This is a genomic window from Massilia orientalis (assembly GCF_030411975.2).
Lineage (GTDB): Bacteria > Pseudomonadota > Gammaproteobacteria > Burkholderiales > Burkholderiaceae_D > Telluria > Telluria orientalis.
The window spans coordinates 374,863-394,216 of the sequence record NZ_JASNRB020000004.1 but is presented as its reverse complement, the minus strand read 5'-3'; the positions used below and the strand labels follow the sequence as shown (position 1 = coordinate 394,216).

16 protein-coding genes are annotated in these 19,354 nt (G+C 66.8%); 11 read left to right on the top strand and 5 right to left on the bottom strand.

The features are described from left to right. Positions 1-113 precede the first annotated feature (113 nt). Positions 114-773 (top strand): GNAT family N-acetyltransferase, encoded by a 660-nt coding sequence (locus tag QPK29_RS08105; RefSeq protein WP_056134540.1) that lies wholly within the window; start codon positions 114-116, stop codon positions 771-773. Between the two features lie 6 nt (positions 774-779). Here the strand turns inward: QPK29_RS08105 and QPK29_RS08100 are convergent, their stop codons facing one another. Beyond that, positions 780-1,778, bottom strand: a complete 999-nt coding sequence (locus tag QPK29_RS08100) for a LacI family DNA-binding transcriptional regulator (RefSeq protein WP_056134541.1) — start codon at positions 1,776-1,778, stop codon at positions 780-782. 317 nt (positions 1,779-2,095) lie between these two features. Between QPK29_RS08100 and QPK29_RS08095 the strand changes: the two genes are divergently transcribed. The 5 genes from QPK29_RS08095 (at position 2,096) to QPK29_RS08075 (ending at position 7,843) form a co-directional block, all read left to right on the top strand. After that, positions 2,096-3,037, top strand: coding sequence for a substrate-binding domain-containing protein (locus tag QPK29_RS08095; RefSeq protein WP_056134545.1), 942 nt, complete (start codon positions 2,096-2,098; stop codon positions 3,035-3,037). Positions 3,038-3,059: 22 nt separating this feature from the next. After that, on the top strand, positions 3,060-4,568 hold the full coding sequence (locus QPK29_RS08090; protein ID WP_056134548.1) for a sugar ABC transporter ATP-binding protein: 1,509 nt from the start codon (positions 3,060-3,062) through the stop codon (positions 4,566-4,568). Between the two features lie 11 nt (positions 4,569-4,579). After that, positions 4,580-5,608 (top strand): ABC transporter permease subunit, encoded by a 1,029-nt coding sequence (locus tag QPK29_RS08085; RefSeq protein WP_371764274.1) that lies wholly within the window; start codon positions 4,580-4,582, stop codon positions 5,606-5,608. Position 5,609: 1 nt separating this feature from the next. After that, a complete protein-coding gene (locus QPK29_RS08080) occupies positions 5,610-6,521 on the top strand; it encodes a carbohydrate kinase family protein (protein ID WP_371771657.1) in 912 nt (303 codons plus the stop codon). Positions 6,522-6,616: 95 nt separating this feature from the next. Then, complete coding sequence (locus QPK29_RS08075) at positions 6,617-7,843, top strand: maltoporin (protein WP_371771656.1); 1,227 nt, start codon at positions 6,617-6,619, stop codon at positions 7,841-7,843. A gap of 1 nt (position 7,844) precedes the next feature. Here QPK29_RS08075 and QPK29_RS08070 read toward each other — a convergent pair whose 3' ends face one another. Genes QPK29_RS08070 through QPK29_RS08060 form a run of 3 tightly spaced genes read right to left on the bottom strand, consistent with a single transcriptional unit; the run spans position 7,845 to position 11,094 of the window. Next, on the bottom strand, positions 7,845-8,765 hold the full coding sequence (locus QPK29_RS08070) for a carbohydrate kinase family protein (RefSeq protein ID WP_371771655.1): 921 nt from the start codon (positions 8,763-8,765) through the stop codon (positions 7,845-7,847). Between the two features lies 1 nt (position 8,766). Beyond that, positions 8,767-9,978, bottom strand: coding sequence for an AGE family epimerase/isomerase (locus tag QPK29_RS08065; RefSeq protein WP_371771654.1), 1,212 nt, complete (start codon positions 9,976-9,978; stop codon positions 8,767-8,769). Positions 9,979-10,005: 27 nt separating this feature from the next. Beyond that, on the bottom strand, positions 10,006-11,094 hold the full coding sequence (locus QPK29_RS08060) for a LacI family DNA-binding transcriptional regulator (RefSeq protein WP_082577604.1): 1,089 nt from the start codon (positions 11,092-11,094) through the stop codon (positions 10,006-10,008). 273 nt (positions 11,095-11,367) lie between these two features. On the opposite strand from QPK29_RS08060, the gene QPK29_RS08055 reads away from it, so the two are divergent. The 5 genes from QPK29_RS08055 (at position 11,368) to QPK29_RS08035 (ending at position 18,637) form a co-directional block, all read left to right on the top strand. Beyond that, the gene (locus tag QPK29_RS08055) at positions 11,368-12,639 is read left to right on the top strand and encodes a sugar MFS transporter (RefSeq protein ID WP_056134562.1); all 1,272 of its coding nucleotides are present in this window, start codon (positions 11,368-11,370) and stop codon (positions 12,637-12,639) included. A gap of 92 nt (positions 12,640-12,731) precedes the next feature. Then, a complete protein-coding gene (locus tag QPK29_RS08050) occupies positions 12,732-14,972 on the top strand; it encodes a glycoside hydrolase family 3 C-terminal domain-containing protein (protein WP_056134565.1) in 2,241 nt (746 codons plus the stop codon). Between the two features lie 88 nt (positions 14,973-15,060). Then, entirely contained in the window at positions 15,061-16,377 is a 1,317-nt protein-coding gene (locus QPK29_RS08045) for a glycoside hydrolase 5 family protein (protein WP_056134568.1), read from the top strand. Continuing rightward, the gene (locus tag QPK29_RS08040) at positions 16,377-17,591 is read left to right on the top strand and encodes a glycoside hydrolase family 27 protein (RefSeq protein ID WP_371771653.1); all 1,215 of its coding nucleotides are present in this window, start codon (positions 16,377-16,379) and stop codon (positions 17,589-17,591) included. Before QPK29_RS08045 ends, QPK29_RS08040 begins: the two co-directional genes overlap by 1 nt. Next, positions 17,591-18,637 carry an SGNH/GDSL hydrolase family protein gene (locus QPK29_RS08035; RefSeq protein WP_371771652.1) on the top strand — a complete coding sequence of 349 codons (1,047 nt, stop codon included), beginning with the start codon at positions 17,591-17,593 and terminating at the stop codon, positions 18,635-18,637. Before QPK29_RS08040 ends, QPK29_RS08035 begins: the two co-directional genes overlap by 1 nt. Before the next feature lie 193 nt (positions 18,638-18,830). Here the strand turns inward: QPK29_RS08035 and QPK29_RS08030 are convergent, their stop codons facing one another. After that, the gene (locus QPK29_RS08030) at positions 18,831-19,331 is read right to left on the bottom strand and encodes an Lrp/AsnC family transcriptional regulator (protein ID WP_036230990.1); all 501 of its coding nucleotides are present in this window, start codon (positions 19,329-19,331) and stop codon (positions 18,831-18,833) included. Between the last annotated feature and the right edge of the window lie 23 nt (positions 19,332-19,354).

Genomic DNA, 19,354 nt, shown 5'->3' with positions numbered 1-19,354 from the left:
GCGACACTCTCGATTTCTCTTTAGAATCAAGTATATGCCGCTTTATCCTTGGTATCCCGTTCGCAGCGATAAGTGATCAAATTCTGTTGTATCGACGCAAGAATAGGGCGCCCATGCAGGACCATCCACTCCGCCGCTGGCTGAACCACCTGATCAAGAAGAAGGGGCAGGCCGTGCTGGTCAAGGCATTGGCCAGGCGCGACCGGCGGCGGATCCTGCGCCACTTCCTGGCCCTCGACCGCGACGATCGCCTGCTGCGCTTCGGCAGCGTGTTGCCGGACGAGCTGATCGAAGCGTATGTCGCGAAGCTCGATTTTTCGAAGGACATCGTGTTCGGCGTTGTCAACGGGCGGTTCCAGCTGGTGGGTGTGGGCCACCTCGCGTTCACGTCGCGCGAGGCGCATCCGGACAGCATCCATTACACGGACAAGGAAAAAGTGGCCGAGTTCGGCGTCTCCGTTTCCAGATCGGCGCGGGGGCAGGGCGTGGGCACGCGGCTGTTCGAACGGGCCGCCATCCACTGCCGCAATTCCGACGTCGACACGTTGTACATGCAGTGCCTGTCGTCGAACCGCACGATGATGCACATCGCGAAGAAGGCCGGCATGGAGATCCGCCGCGAATACGGAGAAGCGGACGCCCACCTGCACCTGCCGCCGCCCAGCCCGGGCAGCGTGCTCGCGGAGGCGCTGGAAGAGCAGTTCGCCAAGATCGATTACACGGTCAAGGCCAATGCGCGCGCCGCCGTCAAATGGTTCCGGCCCAAGCGTTGAACGTGCTCACGCCGACTCGCGCGGCACCAGTCCCCCCGTAAACCGCTTGCGGTAAGGCGTCGTGCCGGCGCCGTCGAGCTGCGCCTGCAGGCATTCCATCGCCGCGACGCCGATGGCGGCGACGTCCTGGCGGAACGTCGTCAGCGGCGGGTAGAGGTAGGCGGAGATCGGCAGGTCGTCGTGCCCGACGATCGCGAGGTCCTTGCCCGGCTCCAGCCCGAAGCGGCGGCAGGCGGACATGGCGCCGATCGCGAGCCTGTCGGTGCCGCAGGCGAGCGCCGTGACGCCGGCGCGCTTCCAGGCGCCGCTCGCGAGCCAGTCGAGCACATGGCGGAACGCGTACGCTTCGAAATCCCACGACGGCTGCGTGCTGGCCGGCACGAGGTGCGGCTGCATGCCGGCTTCCGTCATCGCGTCCTGGTAGCCGGCCAGCCGTTCTTCCGGCGACGGATGCGCGACGGGCGGCGCGCCCAGGTAGGCCGGACGGTGGCCGCGGCCCAGCAGGTAGCGGGTCAGCATCGCCATGCTTAGGCGGTTGTCGTTCATGACGTAGTTGCAGTCTTCGTGGACGTAGCTGTCCATGTAGACGATGCGCATTTCCTGCTCCAGCCGCAGCAGCAGGTCGAGGTTCGCCGTCGACGCGACCGCGGTCAGGATCACGCCCGCCACCTTCATCGACCGCATCGTCATCAGCGCCGCCGCTTCCTCGGCCGGGTCGTTGTACGAGCACTGGATGATCACGTCCATGCCCAGCGCCTTGGCCTTCGCCTCGATCGCGCGCAGCGCCTCGGCGAAGAAGGGTTCGTTCACCACCGGCAGGATCACGCCGACCATGCGCGAGCGCCCGCGCACGAGGCTCACGGCGTGCGGGTCGGGCACGTATTCGAGGTCGCGGCAGGCCTGCTCGATGCGGGCCCGCGTATCGGCTTTCAATCCCTCGCGGTCGTTGAAATACTTCGACACCGTGGCGCGCGACACGCCGGCCCGCGCGGCGACGTCGTGCATGGTCACCGGGCCACGAGAGGCCGGGCCACGAGAGGCCGGGCTACGGGGATTTTGCGCTGTTTTCATCAGTTTGTTGACTCGTGTAAAGTAAGCGCCCGCCGACAGGCGCGTCACCATCATAGCAAAAATACTTGCGTGCAATAAGAGCGCGGATTTCCCTCGCGCAGGCGCCATCCGCTCGCTGTGGATCACTGTTGTTGTGGTCACTCAACCATTAAAAATTTTGTAAAAAAATCTGTTGACGACAAAAAGTCGACACGTGTAAAGTTTCTCCGTCAGGCAGTAACCCATACTTAAAACAGCTCGGAGACACCGTCATGAAAAGATCCGCCGTGTTCGCGTGCATCGCGGCACTCGCCTTCTCCCTGGCCGGCGTGGCGCACGCCGCGCGGCCGCTGAAGTCCGTCGGCGTGGCCGTCAGCGACCTCGCCAATCCCTACTTCGTCGCCATCGGCAAGGGCGCGCTCGACGCCGCGAAAAAGGTCGGCGGCGACAAGGTCAAGGTCACCACCGTCTCCAGCAAGTACGACCTCAACACCCAGGTCGGCCAGATCGAGAACTTCATCGCCAACAAGGTCGACATCCTCATCGTCAACGCGTCCGATCCGAAGGGCATCGCGCCCGTGCTGCAAAAGGCGCGCGCTGCCGGCATCGTCGTGGTGGCCGTCGACGTCGGCGCCGACAACGCGGATGCGACGGTCATGTCCGACAACACGATGGCCGGCACGGAATCCTGCAAGCGCATCGTCGAACGCCTGCACGGCAAGGGCAACGTCGTCATCGTCAACGGCCCGCCCGTCACCGCCGTGATCGCGCGCGTGGCCGGCTGCAAGCAGGCCTTTGCCGGCACCGGCATCCGGATCGTGTCCGACAACCAGGATGCGAAGGGCAGCCTCGATGGCGGCATGGAAGTGATGACGAACCTCCTGATCGCGCACCGCCGCATCGATGCCGTCTTCGCCATCAACGACCCGTCCGCGATCGGTGCCGAACTCGCGGTCAAGCAGGCGGGCCGCCCGGACGTGCAGATGGTCGCGTCGGTCGACGGCGCGCCGGATGCGGAAGCGGCGCTCAGGGCGAAGAACAGCATCTTCGCCGTCACCACCGCGCAAGACCCCTACAAGATGGCCACGCTGGCCGTCGACATCGGCTACGGGATCATGAACGGCAAGCGGCCCGCGAACCCGGTCGTGCTGATTCCCACCCCTGCGATCACCAAGCAGAACGTGCTGGCCTACAAGGGCTGGGCCAGTCACTAAAAAAACCTCATCGGAGGAGACAATGGCAACACGAGATCCACAACCGGTGCTGGAAGTATCCGGCATCCGCAAACGCTTCGGCGCCGTCACGGTGCTCGACGGCGTCCAGCTGACCATCCGCCCCGGCGAAATCCACGCGCTGATGGGAGAAAACGGTGCCGGCAAGAGCACCCTCATGAAAATCCTCGCCGGCGTGTACCAGCCGGATGCCGGCGAGATCCGCGTGGCCGGGAAGCCAGTCCGCATCGGGTGTCCCGCCGATGCGCGCGCGTGCGGCATCAACCTGATCTACCAGGAGCTGTCCGTCGCGGCCAATCTCACCGTCGCGCAGAACATCTTCATGGGCGCGGAGCCGCGCCGACGCTTCGGCATCGTCGACACGGCGCAGATGAACCGGCGCGCGGCCGAGGTATTGAAAAGCCTCGGCGCCACGTTCGCGCCGAACCGCATCGCGAGCGGCCTGTCGATCGCCGACCAGCAGCAGGTGGAAATCGCCCGCGCCCTCGTGCACGACAGCCGCGTGCTGATCATGGACGAGCCGACGGCCGCGCTGTCCGAGCGCGAGACCGAGCGCCTGTTCGACGTGATGCGCGCGCTGCGCGAACGGGGCATCGCGATCATCTACATCAGCCATCGCATGGCGGAAGTGCGCATGCTGGCCGACCGCGTCACCGTGCTGCGCGACGGCACGTGGATCGGCGAGCTGCCGCGCGACGAAGCGACGCCGGACACGGTCGTGCGCATGATGGTCGGCCGTGAGATCGGCGGCTTCTACGAACATACGGAGCGGCGCGTGCCGGGCCCCGTGCGCCTGAAGCTCGCCGGTGTGCATGGCGCCAAGGTGCATCCCGTGTCGCTGGACGTGCGCGCCGGCGAGATCGTCGGCCTTGCGGGCCTCGTCGGCGCGGGCCGCACGGAACTGGCGCGGCTGGTCTTTGGCGCGGACCCTCTGTCCGGCGGCACGATCGAAGTCGATGGCCGGCCGGTGACGATCCGCACGCCGGGCGATGCGATCCGCCTCGGCATCGCCTACGTGCCGGAAGACCGCAAGGGGCAGGGCCTGTTCCTGCAACAGTCGCTGCTGGCGAACGTGACGATGAACGTGCTCGGCAAGCATGCGCGCTGCGGCGTGCTCCGGCGCGGCGAACTGCTGGACGTCACGCGCGGTGCGATCACGAAGCTGTCGGCGCGCGGCGCGGGGCCGGACGGCATCATCGGCGGCCTCTCGGGCGGCAACCAGCAAAAGCTGCTGCTCGCGCGCTGGCTGGAAATCGGGCCGCGCGTGCTGATCCTCGACGAGCCGACGCGCGGCGTCGACATCGGCGCCAAGCACGAGATCTACCGGATCATCCACGAGCTGGCGGATGCGGGCGTGGCCGTGCTGTGCATCTCGAGCGAGCTGGCGGAAATCATCGGCGTGTGCGACCGCGTGCTCGTCATGCGCGAAGGCTGGCTGTCCGGGGAACTGCTCGGCGAGCGCATCACCCAGGAAAACATCATGGCGCTGGCCACCCAGGCCCAGGCCGCATAGGAGACATCATCATGCAGACCCTCAAATCATCCCTTCCCACGGCGCCGCGTGCGTCCGCGCACGGCGGCATTGGCCAGGCGTTCTCGCGCATGTTCGCGACGATGGGCATGCTGCCCGTGCTCGTCGCGCTGTACATCGTGTTCTACTTCCTGACCGGCTACTTCGCCGAAGACGGCGTGTCGAATTTCGCGACGACGGCCAACACGATGAACGTGCTGCGCCAGAGTTCCATCAATCTCGTGCTGGCGACGGGCATGACGTTCGTGATCCTCACGGGCGGTATCGACCTGTCCGTCGGCTCCGTGCTGGCGGTGTCCGCGGTGCTGGGCATGATCGCGTCGCTGCCGGGCCACGCGCCCGCGCTGTCGCTGCCGATCTTTTTACTCGCGGGCCTGGGCATGGGCCTGCTGAACGGCACGCTCGTCGCCGTCTTCAAGATCAACCCGTTCGTCGTCACGCTCGGCACGATGACGGCATTGCGCGGCACGGCCTACCTGCTCGCGGACGGCACCACGATCCTGAACCGCGAGATCCCGACCTTCGAATGGATCGGCAACGACTCGTTCGCCGGCCTGCCGTGGCTCGTGTGGGTCGCCGCCGCCCTGGTGCTGGTGGCCTGGTTCATCCTGCGCCGGACCGTCCTCGGCATGCACGTGTATGCGGTCGGCGGCAATCCGCAGGCGGCGCGGCTCACGGGCATCAAGGTCGGCCTGGTCCTCGTCTTCGTCTATGCCTTTTCCGGCCTGTGCGCCGGCACGGCGGGCGCCATGTCGGCCAGCCGGCTGTATGGCGCGAACGGCAACTGGGGTTCCGGCTACGAACTCGATGCGATCGCCGCGGTGGTCCTCGGCGGCACGAGTCTGATGGGTGGCGTGGGCACGATCTGGGGCACCGTCATCGGCGCGCTGATCATCGGCCTCCTCAACAACGGTCTCACGATCCTCGGCCTGTCGTCGTTCTGGCAGTACGTGGCGAAGGGCACGGTCATCGTGCTCGCCGTGATGCTCGATAAATGGCGTTATCAACAACAGGCGAACTGACATGCAAGCACAACGACTCCCCCGCTACGTGGTCTTCGGCGAAGCGCTCACCGACATGATCCGCCAGGACGACGGCACGTGGCGCTCGCTGCCCGGCGGTTCGTGCTGGAACGTCGCGCGCGTCGGCGCAAGGCTTGGGCTGCACACGGGTTATGCGGGCGCCGTCAGCATGGATGCGTTCGGCGACGAGATCGCGGACGCAAGCCGCGCGGCCGGCCTGGACGAACGCTTCCTGCAGCGCGTGGACGCGCCGCCGTTCATCGCGATGGTGACGTCGCGCCATCCGCCCCGTTACGTCTTCCTGGGCGAGAACAGCGCGGACCTGCACTTCCGCCCCGCGCTGCTGCCGGACGGCTGGCTGGAAGCGGCCGACTTCATCCACGTGGGCAGCCTCGCGCTGGCGCGCGGACCGCTGGCGCGGCGTCTCGTGGAGCAGGCGCTGATGGCGCGCCAGGCCGGCAAGCGCATCGCCTTCGATCCGAACTTCCGCAACGCGATGCGCGACGCGGCGTACCGGCCCACGTTCGAACTGATCGCGGGTCTCGCCAGCCACATCAAGGTGTCCGACGAAGACCTGGAAGGCCTGTTCCCGGGCCTCGAACAGCGCGACGCGCTGGCCGCGCTGCGCGCGCTGGCGCCGGATGCCGAGATCCTGTACACGCGCGGTGCCGATGGCCTGACGCTGATCCGCGCCGACGAGGTGCTCGATGCGCCCGCGCGCCGCGTGGACGTCGTCGACACCGTCGGCTGCGGCGATGCGTCGATGGCCGGCTGGATCACGGGCCTGCTGCTCCATCCGGAGATGCGCGCGTCGTGCCAGCTCGCGCGCATCGCGGCGGTGGCCGCCACGGCCGCCATGCACGCCGGGCCGTATGCGCCGACGGCGCAAGAAGTCGAAGCCCTGCTCGACTAAGCAATCCTCCGATCCTGTTCCAGCGACCTGCCGCGGCATCTGCGCCGCGGCCGGACGGGATCCGCTTTGCCCAAAAAAACATCAAAGGAGACACCATGCGCATGCCAACCATCGCGCCGGCGCTGCTCGCGCTCGCGTTCTGCTTTCCCGCGTCCGCCGCGGACGTCCAGAACTACCTGCGCGCCAACGCGGCCGCGAATTCCGAAGGCGGCGGCCAGACCTGCTTCGGCCTGGCCGGCGCGGGCGCCAAGTACCGGCTCGGCAACGAGTGCGGCGTCTACGGCGAAATGCTGCTGGGCCAGCACCTCGTGCAGGGCGACGCCGGCGAGGACGTGAAGGCGTACGCGATGCTCAACCTGGGCAATGCGGCCGCGTCGAACAATGCAAGGCGGCCGCAGGGCGGCTGGAAGATCGGCCTGCCGCAGGCGTACCTCGCCATCGAACACGTGAGCGGACTCGGTGACGCCGCGCTGTGGATCGGGCGCCGCTACTACAAGCGCGAAGGCGCGAACGTCAACGATTTCCTGTACTGGAATCCGTCCGGCATGGGCGTCGGCATCGAGGACGTGCCGCTGGGGCCCATGAAGTTCAGCTACGCCTACCTGCACGACGACCAGCAGACGATGCCGATCATGCGCGTCGGCGACACGGCGAACCGCCACGATTTCCAGTTGCGCGGTGTGCCCGTGAATCCGGGCGGTACGCTGGAATTCGGACTCGCGCTGATCCGCAGCGACGGTACGCCCGGTCACCACGGCGGCTCGATGGTCACCGTGCAGCACCGGCAGAAGATCCTTGGCGGCGCGGGCGACAACCGCCTCGCGGTGCAGTGGGGGACGGGCGCCGGCACCGACAATGGCGCGACGGGCGACATCACGAGCGGCGACGACGTGCACCGGCTGCGCATCATCGACAGCTGGTATGCGCAGGTCACGCGCCGCTTCGGCGGCGAACTGGTCGCCGTGTGGCAGCGGGATACCGCGCACGATGCCGCGAAAGCGAAGACGTGGGCATCGGCGGGCGGGCGCATGTCGTACGCGCTGTCCGACAAGATAAAGCTGCTGGCGGATATCGGCCATGACCGCGTGGCGCCGCAGAACGGCGACGTGCGCCGGCTGACCAAGGTCACGGGCGCTATCGCGCTGATGTCGAAGCCCGGCTATTTCGACCGTCCGGAACTGCGCCTGTTCGTCACGCACGCGCACTGGAACGAGGCCGCGCGCGCGGCCGCGCGGACGAACGATCCGCTGGCCGCGAACGGCATCTATGGCACGACGCTGTCCGGTTTTACGGTAGGTGTCACCTTCGAAAACTGCTGGTGATTCAGGCGTGCATCCCGGCCAGCAGTGTATCGATGGCAGCCAGCGACGGCGGCGTGGCACCGGCCGCGAGGCAGGCCGCGGCGCCCGCCGCCACGGCGAAGCGCAGGTGCGCGAGGCCATCGCGTTCGGGCGCGTGCAGCATGCTCCACGCGAGCGCGGCGATGCTGGCGTCGCCCGCGCCGACCGTGTCCACGGGCGTGATGCGCGGCGCCGTCATCTCCCACGATCCCGCGGGCGTATGCAGCGAGGCGCCGGCCGCGCCCTTCGTGTACAGATAGGTGGCGTCCGGGTTCCAGCCGCGCAGCGTCGCGAAGGCGGCGTCGGCGTCGTCCGTCCGGAGCAGGCCGACGAGATCCTCTTCCGAGACCTTCACGACGTCGGCCAGGGCCGTCATGCGCCGGAGTGTCGGGTCGTAATTCTCGTCCATCAGCGCGCGGAAATTCGGGTCGTAGCTGATGCGCACGCCGCGCGCCTTCAGCGTTTCGGCGAGGGCGACGAGCTTGCCGGCCAGCGGCTGGCGCGCGAGGCTGATGCCGCCGAAGTGCGCCCAGTGGCAGGCGCCGATCCAGCCTTGCGGCAGCTGGGCGGCGTCGAAGTGCAGGTCGGCGCTGTCGTCGCCGACGAAGAAATAGCTGGGCGGGTCGAGGCGGTGCACGATCGCGAGCAGCGGCGATTTGTCCAGGCGCTGGACGAAACGCTCGTCCAGGCCCGCGTCGAGGCTGGCGCGCCACAGCTGGTCGCCGAACACGTCGCGGCTGACGGCGCCGGCGAACGCGCTGGGCGCGCCCAGCTTCGCCATCGCGCGCGCCACGTTCCACGTCGAGCCGCCCGTCACGCTGTGCCAGCGCGTGGCGCCGGCATCATCAACGATCATGTCGGTCAGGGCTTCCCCTGCCGCGACGAATACGGGAAAGTCCGCCATGTCAGTCCTTCACGAGAACGGTCAATACTTCATAGCAGGCGCCCATCGTGTGGTAATCCACCTTGCCGGCCGGGCTCTTCTCGTCCGTGAGCTTCTCGTTCTTCGGGCCGAGGATGCGGTACCAGGCGCCGTGCTCGTGGTCGACGAAATGTTCCCAGCTGTAGGCCCAGATGCGGTCGTACCAGTCCCAGTACGCTTTATCGCCCGTGCGTGCGCCCAGCAGCGCGGCGGCGGCGAGGCTCTCGGCCTGCACCCAGAAGTACTTGTCGGCGTCGCAGATTTCGTTTTCCGGGCCGAAGCCGTAATGGATGCCGCCGTGCTGCGCGTCCCACGCCTTGGTCAGCGCCGCGTCGAACAGCTCTTTCGCGCGCGGCACGAGCCAGCCGGACGGGCCGGCCATCCGGTCCTTGTGGCGCTCCATGATCAGGAGGAGCTTGGCCCATTCCGTCAGGTGGCCCGGCTGGTAGCCCCACGGGCGGAAGATGTTCGTCTTGTCGTCGCGGTTGTAGTCCGGGTCGACGGACCAGTCGCTGTTGTAGTGTTCCCAGACCAGGTTGCCGTACAGGGCCGCCTGGCGCACGGTGATGTTGTGCGCGAGCGTCTCGGCGCGCCACAGGTATTTCGTGTCGCCCGTCGCGTCGAACGCGGCCAGCATGGCTTCGCACGCATGCATGTTGGCGTTCTGGCCGCGGTACGGGTACAGCGTCGACCAGTCGCCGTTCGCTTCGTCCGCGTACAGGCCGTGCGCCGGTTCCCAGAAACGGCGCTCCATCAGGTCGTAGGTCTCGTCCAGCCAGGCGCGCGCCTCGTCGACGCCGGCATTGACCGCGTGGGCGTAGGCCAGCAGCACGAAGGCGAGGCCGTAGCAGTGGTTCGTGTCGTCCGTGACTTTCTTTTGTCCGTCGTTCCAGTCCAGCGTCCAGGCATAGCCGCCCGTCTCCGGGTTGCGGTGCGCGTCGCGCAGGAAGCGCAGGCCGTGCAGCACACGTTCGCGGTCGGCCGGCTCCTGGAACTGGCGCCACGCCATCGAAAAATTGAATACGAAGCGGGTGCTGCTCACCAGGTGGCGCGTGCGCGCGTCGTAGATCGCGCCGTCGTCCTTGTAGAAGTGATAGAAGCCGCCGCTCGGGTCGACGCAGCGCGGGTCGTAGAACTGGCGGGTGTGGCGGATGTGCTGCAGCAGCGTCGAGCGGGAATGGAAATCGGGAAGCATGGTGGGTGTAGGTGGATAAAGAGTGACTTACTTACGGGTGCGGAAGTCTTCGCACACGGTGCTGGCGCGCACGACGAGTTCCACGGGCGCCACCTGTTCCAGCGGCGGATCCTGCGGACCGCGCAGCAGCAGCTCGACGCCCAGCGCGCCCAGCTCCTTCTTGTTGATGCGCAGCGTCGTCAGCGGACGGTGGCCCAGCACGGCGCCGGGGATGTCGTCGAAGCCGACGATCGAGACGTCGTGCGGCACCGTCTTCCCGGCCGCCAGGCAGGCGCGCATCGCGACGAGGGCGGCGGCGTCGTTGTAGCAGAACACGGCGTCGGGCGGGTGGGGCTGGTCGAGCAGGGCCTGCATCGCTTCGTAGGCGCCCGTCTCGAGGTCGACGCCGTCCGGCAGGCACGTCTCCAGGCGCGGGTCGGCCAGCATGCCGGCTTCGTACAGGGCCTGGCGGTAGCCGCGGTTGCGCTCGCGGATGCTGTAGTGGCCGAGCGAGCCGGAGATCATGGCGATGCGCTCGCGGCCCAGCGAAATCAGATGCCGGGTGGCGAGGTAGCCGCCCATGTGGTTGTCCGGGTTGACCGAGCTGTAGCCGCGCAGCTTCATGTCGATGAGGACGAGGGGCTTGCCGCTGGCGCGCAGGGCGTTCAGCAGTTCGGGTTCGAAGAAGCCGGCGCACACGATGGCGTCCGGCGCGTGCATGCGCAGCTGTTCCGTGACGCCGTCGGCCGGGCCGACCGCCATGAACGACAGCACGATGCCCTGCTTGCGGCAGGCTTCCTCGGCGCCGTGCAGCACGGGCGAGTAGAACGGGCTGCTGGCGGCCGTATTGTGTTGTCGATGCAACAGGAACGTGAGGCGGCGGATGCGCTTGCGGCGCAGCTTGCAGAAGTCATACCCCAGTTCGTGGGCTGCCGACAACACCATCTGGCGCGTGCTTTCCGTGAGGCCGGGCTCGTTTTTCAGGGCGCGCGAAATCGTGCCGGCCGAGACGCCGGCGTACTTGGCCAGGTCGCGGATCGTGACCGGTGCGGGGCTGTCGCCCGCCTGGGGGCGTGAGGTGACGGGATTCACGTTGTCTCCGATATCGTTGCTGCGCACGCCTTGGGCGTCGCTCATTTGAATGGAGTCTTGCATATGAAAATTCCCTTGGTCAAACGCGAAGATGCATTTACAGGGAAGTTTAGTCGGCTTTACTAAACAGCTGTTTGCCCGGTATATTCTCATGTAAGAAACCGATTTCATAAGAGGGGAGGCCGTGTTTAGTGGCACCTGACTAAACTTCGCGGCGAATCGCATACCCCGTTTGACCCTATTACCCTGCTTCTGCAGAATCTTTTCACAATATAAGTTGCCGTCCTGTTAGCGGTAACATCTCAAGGAGACTTATCCATGGAACGTGCACCACAGGCTGCCGTCGAGCCTGCTAATCGGGCCCAGCCCAGCTACACCTTTCCGCTCACCGTCGTCACCGCACTGTTTTTCATGTGGGGCCTGCTGACGTCGCTGAACGACATCCTGATCCCGCACCTGAAATCGGTCTACAACCTGACGTACGTACAGGCGATGATGGTGAACCTGGCCTTCTTCAGCGGTTACTTCCTGCTGTCGATCCCGGCCGGCGCCCTGATCCGCCGCATCGGTTACAAAGCCGGCGCGGTCGCCGGCCTGGCCGTGTGCGCCGTCGGCGCCGCGCTGTTCTACCCGGCGGCCACCAGCGTGTACGCGCTGTTCCTGTTCGCCCTGTTCGTGCTGGCCGGCGGCATCACCATCCTGCAGGTGGCCGCCAACCCGTACGTCACCGTACTGGGCCCGCCGGCCACCGCGTCGAGCCGCCTGAACCTGACCCAGGCCCTGAATTCCTTCGGCACCTTCGTCGGCCCCCCGGTCGGCGGCTACCTGATCCTGTCGCACATCTCGACGGTCGCCGATCCGAACAACATGACCGCCGCCGAAAAACTGGCGCAGGCGCAGGCCGTGCAGGGTCCGTACCTGGGCCTGGCCGCCACGCTGGCGATCCTGGCCATCCTGTTCGCCGTGATCCGCCTGCCGGTCATCCGTGACGAGGACACGGGCACGGTGCGCACCGGCTCGATCCTCAAGCAGAAGCGCCTGATGCTGGGCGTGCTGGCGATCTTCGTGTACGTCGGCGCCGAGGTGAGCATCGGCAGCTTCCTGATCAACTACATGGGCGACACGTCCATCGCCGGCTTCACGCCGGAAGTCGGCGCGAACTACGTCGCCTACTATTGGGGCGGCGCGATGGTCGGCCGCTTCATCGGTTCGGCCGTGATGCGCACCGTCAGCCCGGGCAAGGTCCTCGCGTTCAACGCCGCCGTGTGCATCGCGCTGCTGGTGGCGACCACGTTCGGCCATGGCCACTTCGCGATGTGGGCCGTGCTGGCCGTCGGCCTGTTCAACTCGATCATGTTCCCGACCATCTTCAGCATGTCGGTGCACGAACTGGGCCCGCAGACCAGCCAGGGCTCCGGCCTGCTGGTGATGGCCATCGCCGGCGGCGCCGTGGTGCCCGTCATCCAGGCCCAGGCCGCGGACATGATCGGCCTGCAGACGTCGTTCCTGATCCCGGCCGTCTGCTACGCCTACATCCTGTACTTCGGCGCGAAATACGCCCGCATGTACGTGGACATCAAGGCCGTCTGACCGCCTGATCCCTGTTGCCGCCGCGTGGTTCCCACGTGGCGGCGTTGCTTCGTATACCTATAACGATCCGTATCCTAAGAGAGCCTCGTCCCATGCGTTTGAACCAACTGACCCTCGTTGCCGCCCTGGCTGCCGCCTTCCCCCTGTTCGCCACCGCCGCCGACGCGCCCGCCGCGCCGGCCCAGAAGCCGTGGCTGGACCGTTCCCTGAGCGCCGACAAGCGCGCCGAACTCGCCGTCAAGGCCATGACCCGCGAAGAAAAGCTGCGCTGGGTGTTCGGCTATTTCGGCACGTCGTTCGCCCCGAAGGGCACCACGCCGCCGAAAGGCGCGATCCCGTTCTCGGCCGGCTTCGTGCCGGGTAACCCGCGTCTTGGCCTGCCGGACTTGCTGGAAACGGACGCCGGCCTCGGCGTCGCCACCCAGGCCACCCCGACCCCGCGCGAGCGCACGGCGCTGCCGTCGGGCCTCGCCACCGCATCGACGTGGGATACGCAGATGGCCTATGCCGGCGGCGCGATGATCGGCTCGGAAGCGCGCCTGTCCGGCTTCAACGTGATGCTGGCCGGCGGCGTGAACCTGATGCGCGATCCGCGCAACGGCCGCAACTTCGAATACGCCGGTGAAGACCCGCTGCTGGCCGGCACGATGGTCGGCCACGCCGTCAAGGGCATCGAGTCGAACCACGTCATCTCGACCGTCAAGCACTATGCGCTGAACGACCAGGAGACGGGCCGCAACGAGCACGACGTCCGCATCGACAAGGCCGCGGCCCGCATGTCGGACCTGCTCGCGATGCAGCTCGCGCTGGAGCAGTCGGACGCCGGTTCCGTCATGTGCTCGTACAACCGCGTGTTCGGCACCTATGCGTGCGAGAACGACTACCTGCTGAACGAAGTGCTGAAGAAGGACTGGGGCTTCAAGGGCTACGTGATGTCCGACTGGGGCGCGACGCACAGCACCGTGCAGGCCGCGAACAATGGCCTGGACCGCCAGTCGGGCCAGGAATTCGACAAGTCGCCTTACTTCGGCGGCGCGCTGGACGAAGCCGTGAAGAACGGCTACGTGTCGGAAGCGCGCCTGGACGACATGGCCACGCGCATCGTGCGCGCCATGTTCGCCAAGGGCGTCGTCGACAATCCGGTCGCGCAGGACGGCAAGATCGACTTCGCGAAAGACGGCGCCGTCAGCCGCGCGACGGCGGAAGAGGGCATCGTCCTGCTGAAGAACGACAACAAGGTGCTGCCGCTGTCGAAGGACGTGAAGACCATCGCCGTCATCGGCGGCCATGCCGACGTGGGCGTGCTGTCGGGTGGCGGTTCGTCGCAGGTGTATCCGGTCGGCGGCAATGCCGTGCCGGGCCTGGAGCCGAAGGTCTGGCCGGGTCCGGTCGTGTATTACCCGTCGTCGCCGCTGCGTCACATCCAGGCGCTGGCGCCGAACGCGAAGGTCGTGTACGACGACGGCACCGATCCGGCCCGCGCCGCACGCGTGGCCGCGCAGGCGGACGTCGCGCTCGTGTTCGCGACGCAGTGGATCGGCGAAGCGAACGACGCGACGTCGCTGGCGCTGCCGGACAACCAGGACACCCTGATCGACAACGTGGCCGGCGCCAACCCGCGCACCGTCGTCGTGCTGGAGACGGGCGGCCCCGTCGCCATGCCGTGGGTCGCGAAGATCCCGGCCGTGCTGGAAGCGTGGTACCCGGGCACGAGCGGCGGCGAAGCGATCGCACGCGTGCTGTTCGGCGCCGTGAACCCGTCCGGCCACCTGCCGGCCACGTTCCCGGTCTCCGAGCAGCAGCTGCCGCGTCCGACGCTGGATGGCGATCCGAAACAGCCGGAGCAGCGCTTCACCGTCGATTACAAGGAAGGCGCGGCCATCGGCTATAAATGGTTCGACCAGAAGGGCCTGACCCCGCTGTTCCCGTTCGGCCACGGCCTGTCGTACACGACGTTCTCGTACTCGGGTCTCGCGAGCCAGGTCAAGGACGGCCGCCTGCACGTGCGCTTCAAGGTCACGAACACGGGCAACGTCGCCGGCAAGGACGTGCCGCAGGTGTACGTGTCGCCGCTGGCCGCGAAGTGGGAAGCGCCGAAGCGCCTGGCGGGCTGGGACAAGGTCGCGCTGCAGCCGGGTGAATCGAAAGAGGTCGACGTCGTCGTCGAGCCGCGCATCCTCGGCCTGTTCGACGAGAAGAGCAAGACCTGGCGCATCGCCAAGGGCAAGTACAAGCTGGTGCTGGCCGAAGACGCCGCCGGCAAGAACGCGACCAGCGTGACGGTCGACCTGCCGGCGTCCACGCTGGACGTGCGCGGCCGCCAGCGCAAGTAAGCACCATCCCTCTGCCGCCCACCGCCCGGTGGGCGGCGCATGATCCCACATTACGACGTTCCCCAAGGAGCGCGAGGAGACTACGACCATGCAACGCAAGTTCGGCAACATCGCCTTGGCCGCCACCCTGCTGATGGCAGGTGCAGCCCATGCAGACAACAGCGGCTTCGTGGCCGTCAAGGACAGCCATTTCGAACGCAACGGCCAGCGCTACATGATCGCCGGTGCGAACTTCTGGTACGGCGGCTATCTTGGCGCACCGACGGGCGTGGGCCAGCGGGCCCGCCTCGTCAAGGAGCTGGACCGCATGAAGGCGCTCGGCATCAACAATGTGCGCGTGCTGGCCGTGTCGGAGAAGACGGCAATGAAGAGTGCCGTCAGCCCCGCCACGACGAGCGCGCCCGGGCAGTACGACGAGCAGCTGCTGCAAGGCCTGGACTTCATGATGGCCGAACTGGCAAAGCGTGACATGACGGCCGTGCTCTACCTGAATAATTTCTGGCAGTGGTCCGGCGGGATGACCCAGTACCTGAACTGGTTCACCGGCTCGCCCGCGCACGATCCCAACGTGAGCAAGGACTACGAACGCTACATGGCCGAAAACGCGACGTTCTACACGAACGCCCGCGCCCAGGCCGAATACCGCAACGTGATCGCGAAGATCGTCCAGCGCACCAACACGGTGACGAAGAAACCGTACCGCGACGATCCGACGATCCTGTCGTGGCAGCTCGCGAACGAGCCGCGCCCCGGCAACAGCAAGGCGACGCCGCAGGAAAAGGCGACGTACGTGAAGTGGATCGCCGAGACCGCCCATTACATCCGCTCGCTCGATGGCCGCCACATGGTCAGCACGGGCAGCGAGGGCCTGGCCGGCTCCGCCCAGGATGCGCAGCTATACCTGGATGCGCACCGCACGCCGGACATCGCCTACCTGACGTACCACCTGTGGCCGACGAACTGGGGCTGGTTCGATCCGAAGAAGCCCGACGCCACGTGGAACGGCATGATGGAGAAGGCCAGCCACTACCTGAATGTGCACGTCGACTATGCGAAGAAGCTCGGCAAGCCGATCGTGCTGGAGGAATTCGGCCTGAACCGCGATGGCGGCTCGTTCGACATCAAGGCCTCGACCAAGGTGCGCGACCGCTTCTACGACGCAGTCTTCACGACGCTGGAGAAGCGCGCGGCAGCGGGCGATCCGGTCGCGGGCTGGAATTTCTGGGCGTGGGGCGGTGCGGGGCGTGCGGCCAATGCGGATTACTGGTGGAAGCCGGGTAACGATTTCGTCGGCGATCCGCCGCAGGAAGAGCAGGGCCTTTATTCCGTGTTCGACAGCGATGCCAGCTCGCTCAAGTTGATCGCGGACCACGATAAACGCCTGAAGACGATTGGAGCAAAATAGTGAAACGTAGTGCCTCCCTGATCCTTGCCGCCACCATCGCGGCGTCCCCGGCCGCGGCCTCGGCGCAGAAATTCGACGGCCTCGCGGCCACGCCGCAGATGGGCTGGAACAGCTGGAATAAATTCGCCTGCGACATCGACGAAAAACTGATCCGCGAGACGGCCGATGCCATGGTCAAGCTGGGCCTGAAGGATGCCGGCTACCAGTACATCAACATCGACGACTGCTGGCACGGCGCGCGCGACGCGCACGGCGACATCCAGGCGGACCCGCAGCGCTTCCCGTCCGGGATGAAGGCGCTGTCCGACTACGTGCATGCGCGCGGCCTCAAGCTGGGCATCTACTCGGACGCCGGCGACAAGACCTGCGGCGGCCGTCCCGGCAGCCGCGGCCACGAATACCAGGATGCGAAGACGTATGCCGCCTGGGGCATCGACTACCTGAAATACGACTGGTGCGAGACCAAGGGCCTGAACGCGGTCGGCGCCTACACGACGATGCGCGACGCGATCCGCGCCGCCAACCGCCCGATCCTCTTCAGCATCTGCGAATGGGGCGACAACAAGCCGTGGGAATGGGCGGCCGACGTCGGCCACTCGTGGCGCACGACGGGCGACATCTACCCGTGCTGGGATTGCGAAAAGAGCGCCGGCTCGTGGTCCGCCTGGGGCGTGATGCGCATCCTCGACATGCAGGCGGGCCTGCGCAAGCACGCGGGGCCGGGCCACTGGAACGACATGGACATGCTGGAAGTCGGCATGGGCATGACGGAAGACGAGGACCGCGCGCACTTCTCGATCTGGGCCATGATGAATTCGCCGCTCATCCTCGGCAACGACCTGCGTTCGATGCCGGACTCGGTCAAGAAGATCATCGGCCGGCGCGAAGTCATCGCCCTCAACCAGGACCCGCTGGGCGTGCCGGCGCTGCGCTTCTGGAAGCAGGGTCCCGTCGAACTGTGGGCCAAGCCGCTCGCGAACGACGAGTGGGCGTTCATGGTGCTGAACCGCGGCGAGTCCGCGCTGCCGCTGCACTATGACTGGAAGCAGAACGCCATCGCCGACGACCTGTCCAAGCGCGAAGTCGATTTCAAGAAGGCCACCTGGCAGTGGACGGATGCGTGGACCGGCAAGATGGGCGACACGAGCAAGCGCCTCGACGCGACCGTGCCGTCGCACGGCGTGCTGCTGCTGCGCCTGAAGAAGGGGGCGTGATGCGTAGGCCGCTGATTGCCGCGCTGTTGGCATTGTGCGCGGCCGGCGCGGCGGCCGAACAGACCATCCCGGCGAGCGACAGCCACGTGACCCGCATGGGCCGCACGGTGGCCGGGGACGACGGCACGGTGCGCTTCGGCTATGCCGGCGTGACCTTGCTGCTCGCCGTCGACGGCACGCGGCTCGCCGTCGATGCCGCAGGCGGGTCCCGCAGCCTCGTCGACGTGATCGTGGACGGCAAGCCCGCCGGCACGCTGCGCCTGGCGCCGCAGATGACACGCTACGACGTGTTCAAGGGCGCGGCGCCCGGCCCGCACAAGGTGGAACTCGTGCACCGCGGCGAGACGTGGCTGGGCGTGCCGTCCATCGCGCGCTTCACGTCCGACGGCACGTTTCTCGCGGCGCCCGCGCTGCCGGCGCGGCGCCTGCTCGTGCTGGGCGATTCCGTCACGTGCGGTGCCGACATGGAGCGGGGCGCCGGCGACAAGGACACACCCGATTGGTGGAATCCACGCCAGTCGTACGGCATGCTGGCCGCGCGTGCGCTCGACGCGCAGGTGCAACTGGTCTGCTACGGCGGCCGGGGTCTTGTGCGCAGCTGGAACGACCGGACCGATGAGTTCCAGCTGCCCGCGTTCTACGATCTCGCGATCGCGGATGCGGCGCATCCTGTTCAATGGAACCAGGCTGCGTACGATGCGGACCTGATCGTCATCGCGATCGGTACCAATGACTTCAATCCCGGCATTCCGGAGCGCGTCGCGTATGTCGATACGTACACGGCCTTGTTGCGCCGCGTGCTGCGCGACCATCCGCACGCGCAGATCGCGCTGACGGAAGGCGTGCTGCTGAATGGCGACAAGAAGGCGGCGCTGATCGGCTATCTGAAGGAAGCGATGGGCCGCGTGGGCGATCGACGCGTGCACCTGCTCGCACCGGTGGCGTACCAACCCGGTGACGCCGTCAATGGCCATCCGACGACGGCCCAGCATGCGGCCATGGCGGCCGAACTGCTGCCGCAGCTGCGTCGCATCACCGGCTGGTAGGTCAAAAAAATCCGACGGACCGGGCGCGCCCGGTGCATCGGAAAGAGAGCCGGACCACACCGGCTGGAGACGAACCGGCCGCCCCTGAAGCGACGGCCGGGCCGAGACCAGGTCGAGATTAGCGAGACCGCCGCGCCGGGTCAAACGTACGCGCGCATCGGCCTACGAGTTTCGTGCTTATTACTAAACACCGTCAAACGATGGGCAGCGCTGTCGTTTCCTTGATGCGCTGCAGGGCGAAGCTCGACTTGACGTCCAGCACGGCCGGGTGGCGCAGCAAGGTGCTCATCATGAAGCGCGAGAAGTGGTCCATGTCTTCCACGTGCACGCGCAGCAGGAAATCCATCTCCCCCGTCATCGCATAGCAGGCCACCACTTCCGGCCAGGTCGAGACGGCCTGGGCGAATTCGAAGCGCGGCGACGTCGCCGGCACGCGCGCGTTCGCCGCACCTTCGCTGTGTTTTTCCAGGCGGACATTCACATAGGCCAGCAGGCCCAGGCCCAGCTTGTCGGGATCGAGCAGGGCGACATATTGCCGGATGACACCGGCCTCTTCCAGCCGCTTGATGCGGCGCAGACAGGGCGACGGCGACAGGCTGACGCGCTCGGCCACGTCCTGGTTCGACAGGCGGCCATCCGACTGGAGGATGGCCAGGATTTTGCGATCGGTTTTATCCAGCTCGATTTTTGACATGAATTCTCCACAGGACGGGCACG

Bases quoted from the DNA above. Each gene is read 5' to 3' on its own strand.
- QPK29_RS08095 (WP_056134545.1), top strand. From the start codon at position 2,096: ATGAAAAGATCCGCCGTGTTCGCGTGCATCGCGGCACTCGCCTTCTCC.
- QPK29_RS08070 (WP_371771655.1), bottom strand. From the start codon at position 8,765: ATGGCGGACTTTCCCGTATTCGTCGCGGCAGGGGAAGCCCTGACCGAC.
- QPK29_RS08035 (WP_371771652.1), top strand. From the start codon at position 17,591: ATGCGTAGGCCGCTGATTGCCGCGCTGTTGGCATTGTGCGCGGCCGGC.
- QPK29_RS08060 (WP_082577604.1), bottom strand. From the start codon at position 11,094: ATGAGCGACGCCCAAGGCGTGCGCAGCAACGATATCGGAGACAACGTG.
- QPK29_RS08050 (WP_056134565.1), top strand. From the start codon at position 12,732: ATGCGTTTGAACCAACTGACCCTCGTTGCCGCCCTGGCTGCCGCCTTC.
- QPK29_RS08090 (WP_056134548.1), top strand. From the start codon at position 3,060: ATGGCAACACGAGATCCACAACCGGTGCTGGAAGTATCCGGCATCCGC.
- QPK29_RS08100 (WP_056134541.1), bottom strand. From the start codon at position 1,778: ATGCACGACGTCGCCGCGCGGGCCGGCGTGTCGCGCGCCACGGTGTCG.
- QPK29_RS08045 (WP_056134568.1), top strand. From the start codon at position 15,061: ATGCAACGCAAGTTCGGCAACATCGCCTTGGCCGCCACCCTGCTGATG.
- QPK29_RS08075 (WP_371771656.1), top strand. From the start codon at position 6,617: ATGCGCATGCCAACCATCGCGCCGGCGCTGCTCGCGCTCGCGTTCTGC.
- QPK29_RS08105 (WP_056134540.1), top strand. From the start codon at position 114: ATGCAGGACCATCCACTCCGCCGCTGGCTGAACCACCTGATCAAGAAG.
- QPK29_RS08085 (WP_371764274.1), top strand. From the start codon at position 4,580: ATGCAGACCCTCAAATCATCCCTTCCCACGGCGCCGCGTGCGTCCGCG.
- QPK29_RS08065 (WP_371771654.1), bottom strand. From the start codon at position 9,978: ATGCTTCCCGATTTCCATTCCCGCTCGACGCTGCTGCAGCACATCCGC.
- QPK29_RS08030 (WP_036230990.1), bottom strand. From the start codon at position 19,331: ATGTCAAAAATCGAGCTGGATAAAACCGATCGCAAAATCCTGGCCATC.
- QPK29_RS08055 (WP_056134562.1), top strand. From the start codon at position 11,368: ATGGAACGTGCACCACAGGCTGCCGTCGAGCCTGCTAATCGGGCCCAG.
- QPK29_RS08080 (WP_371771657.1), top strand. From the start codon at position 5,610: ATGCAAGCACAACGACTCCCCCGCTACGTGGTCTTCGGCGAAGCGCTC.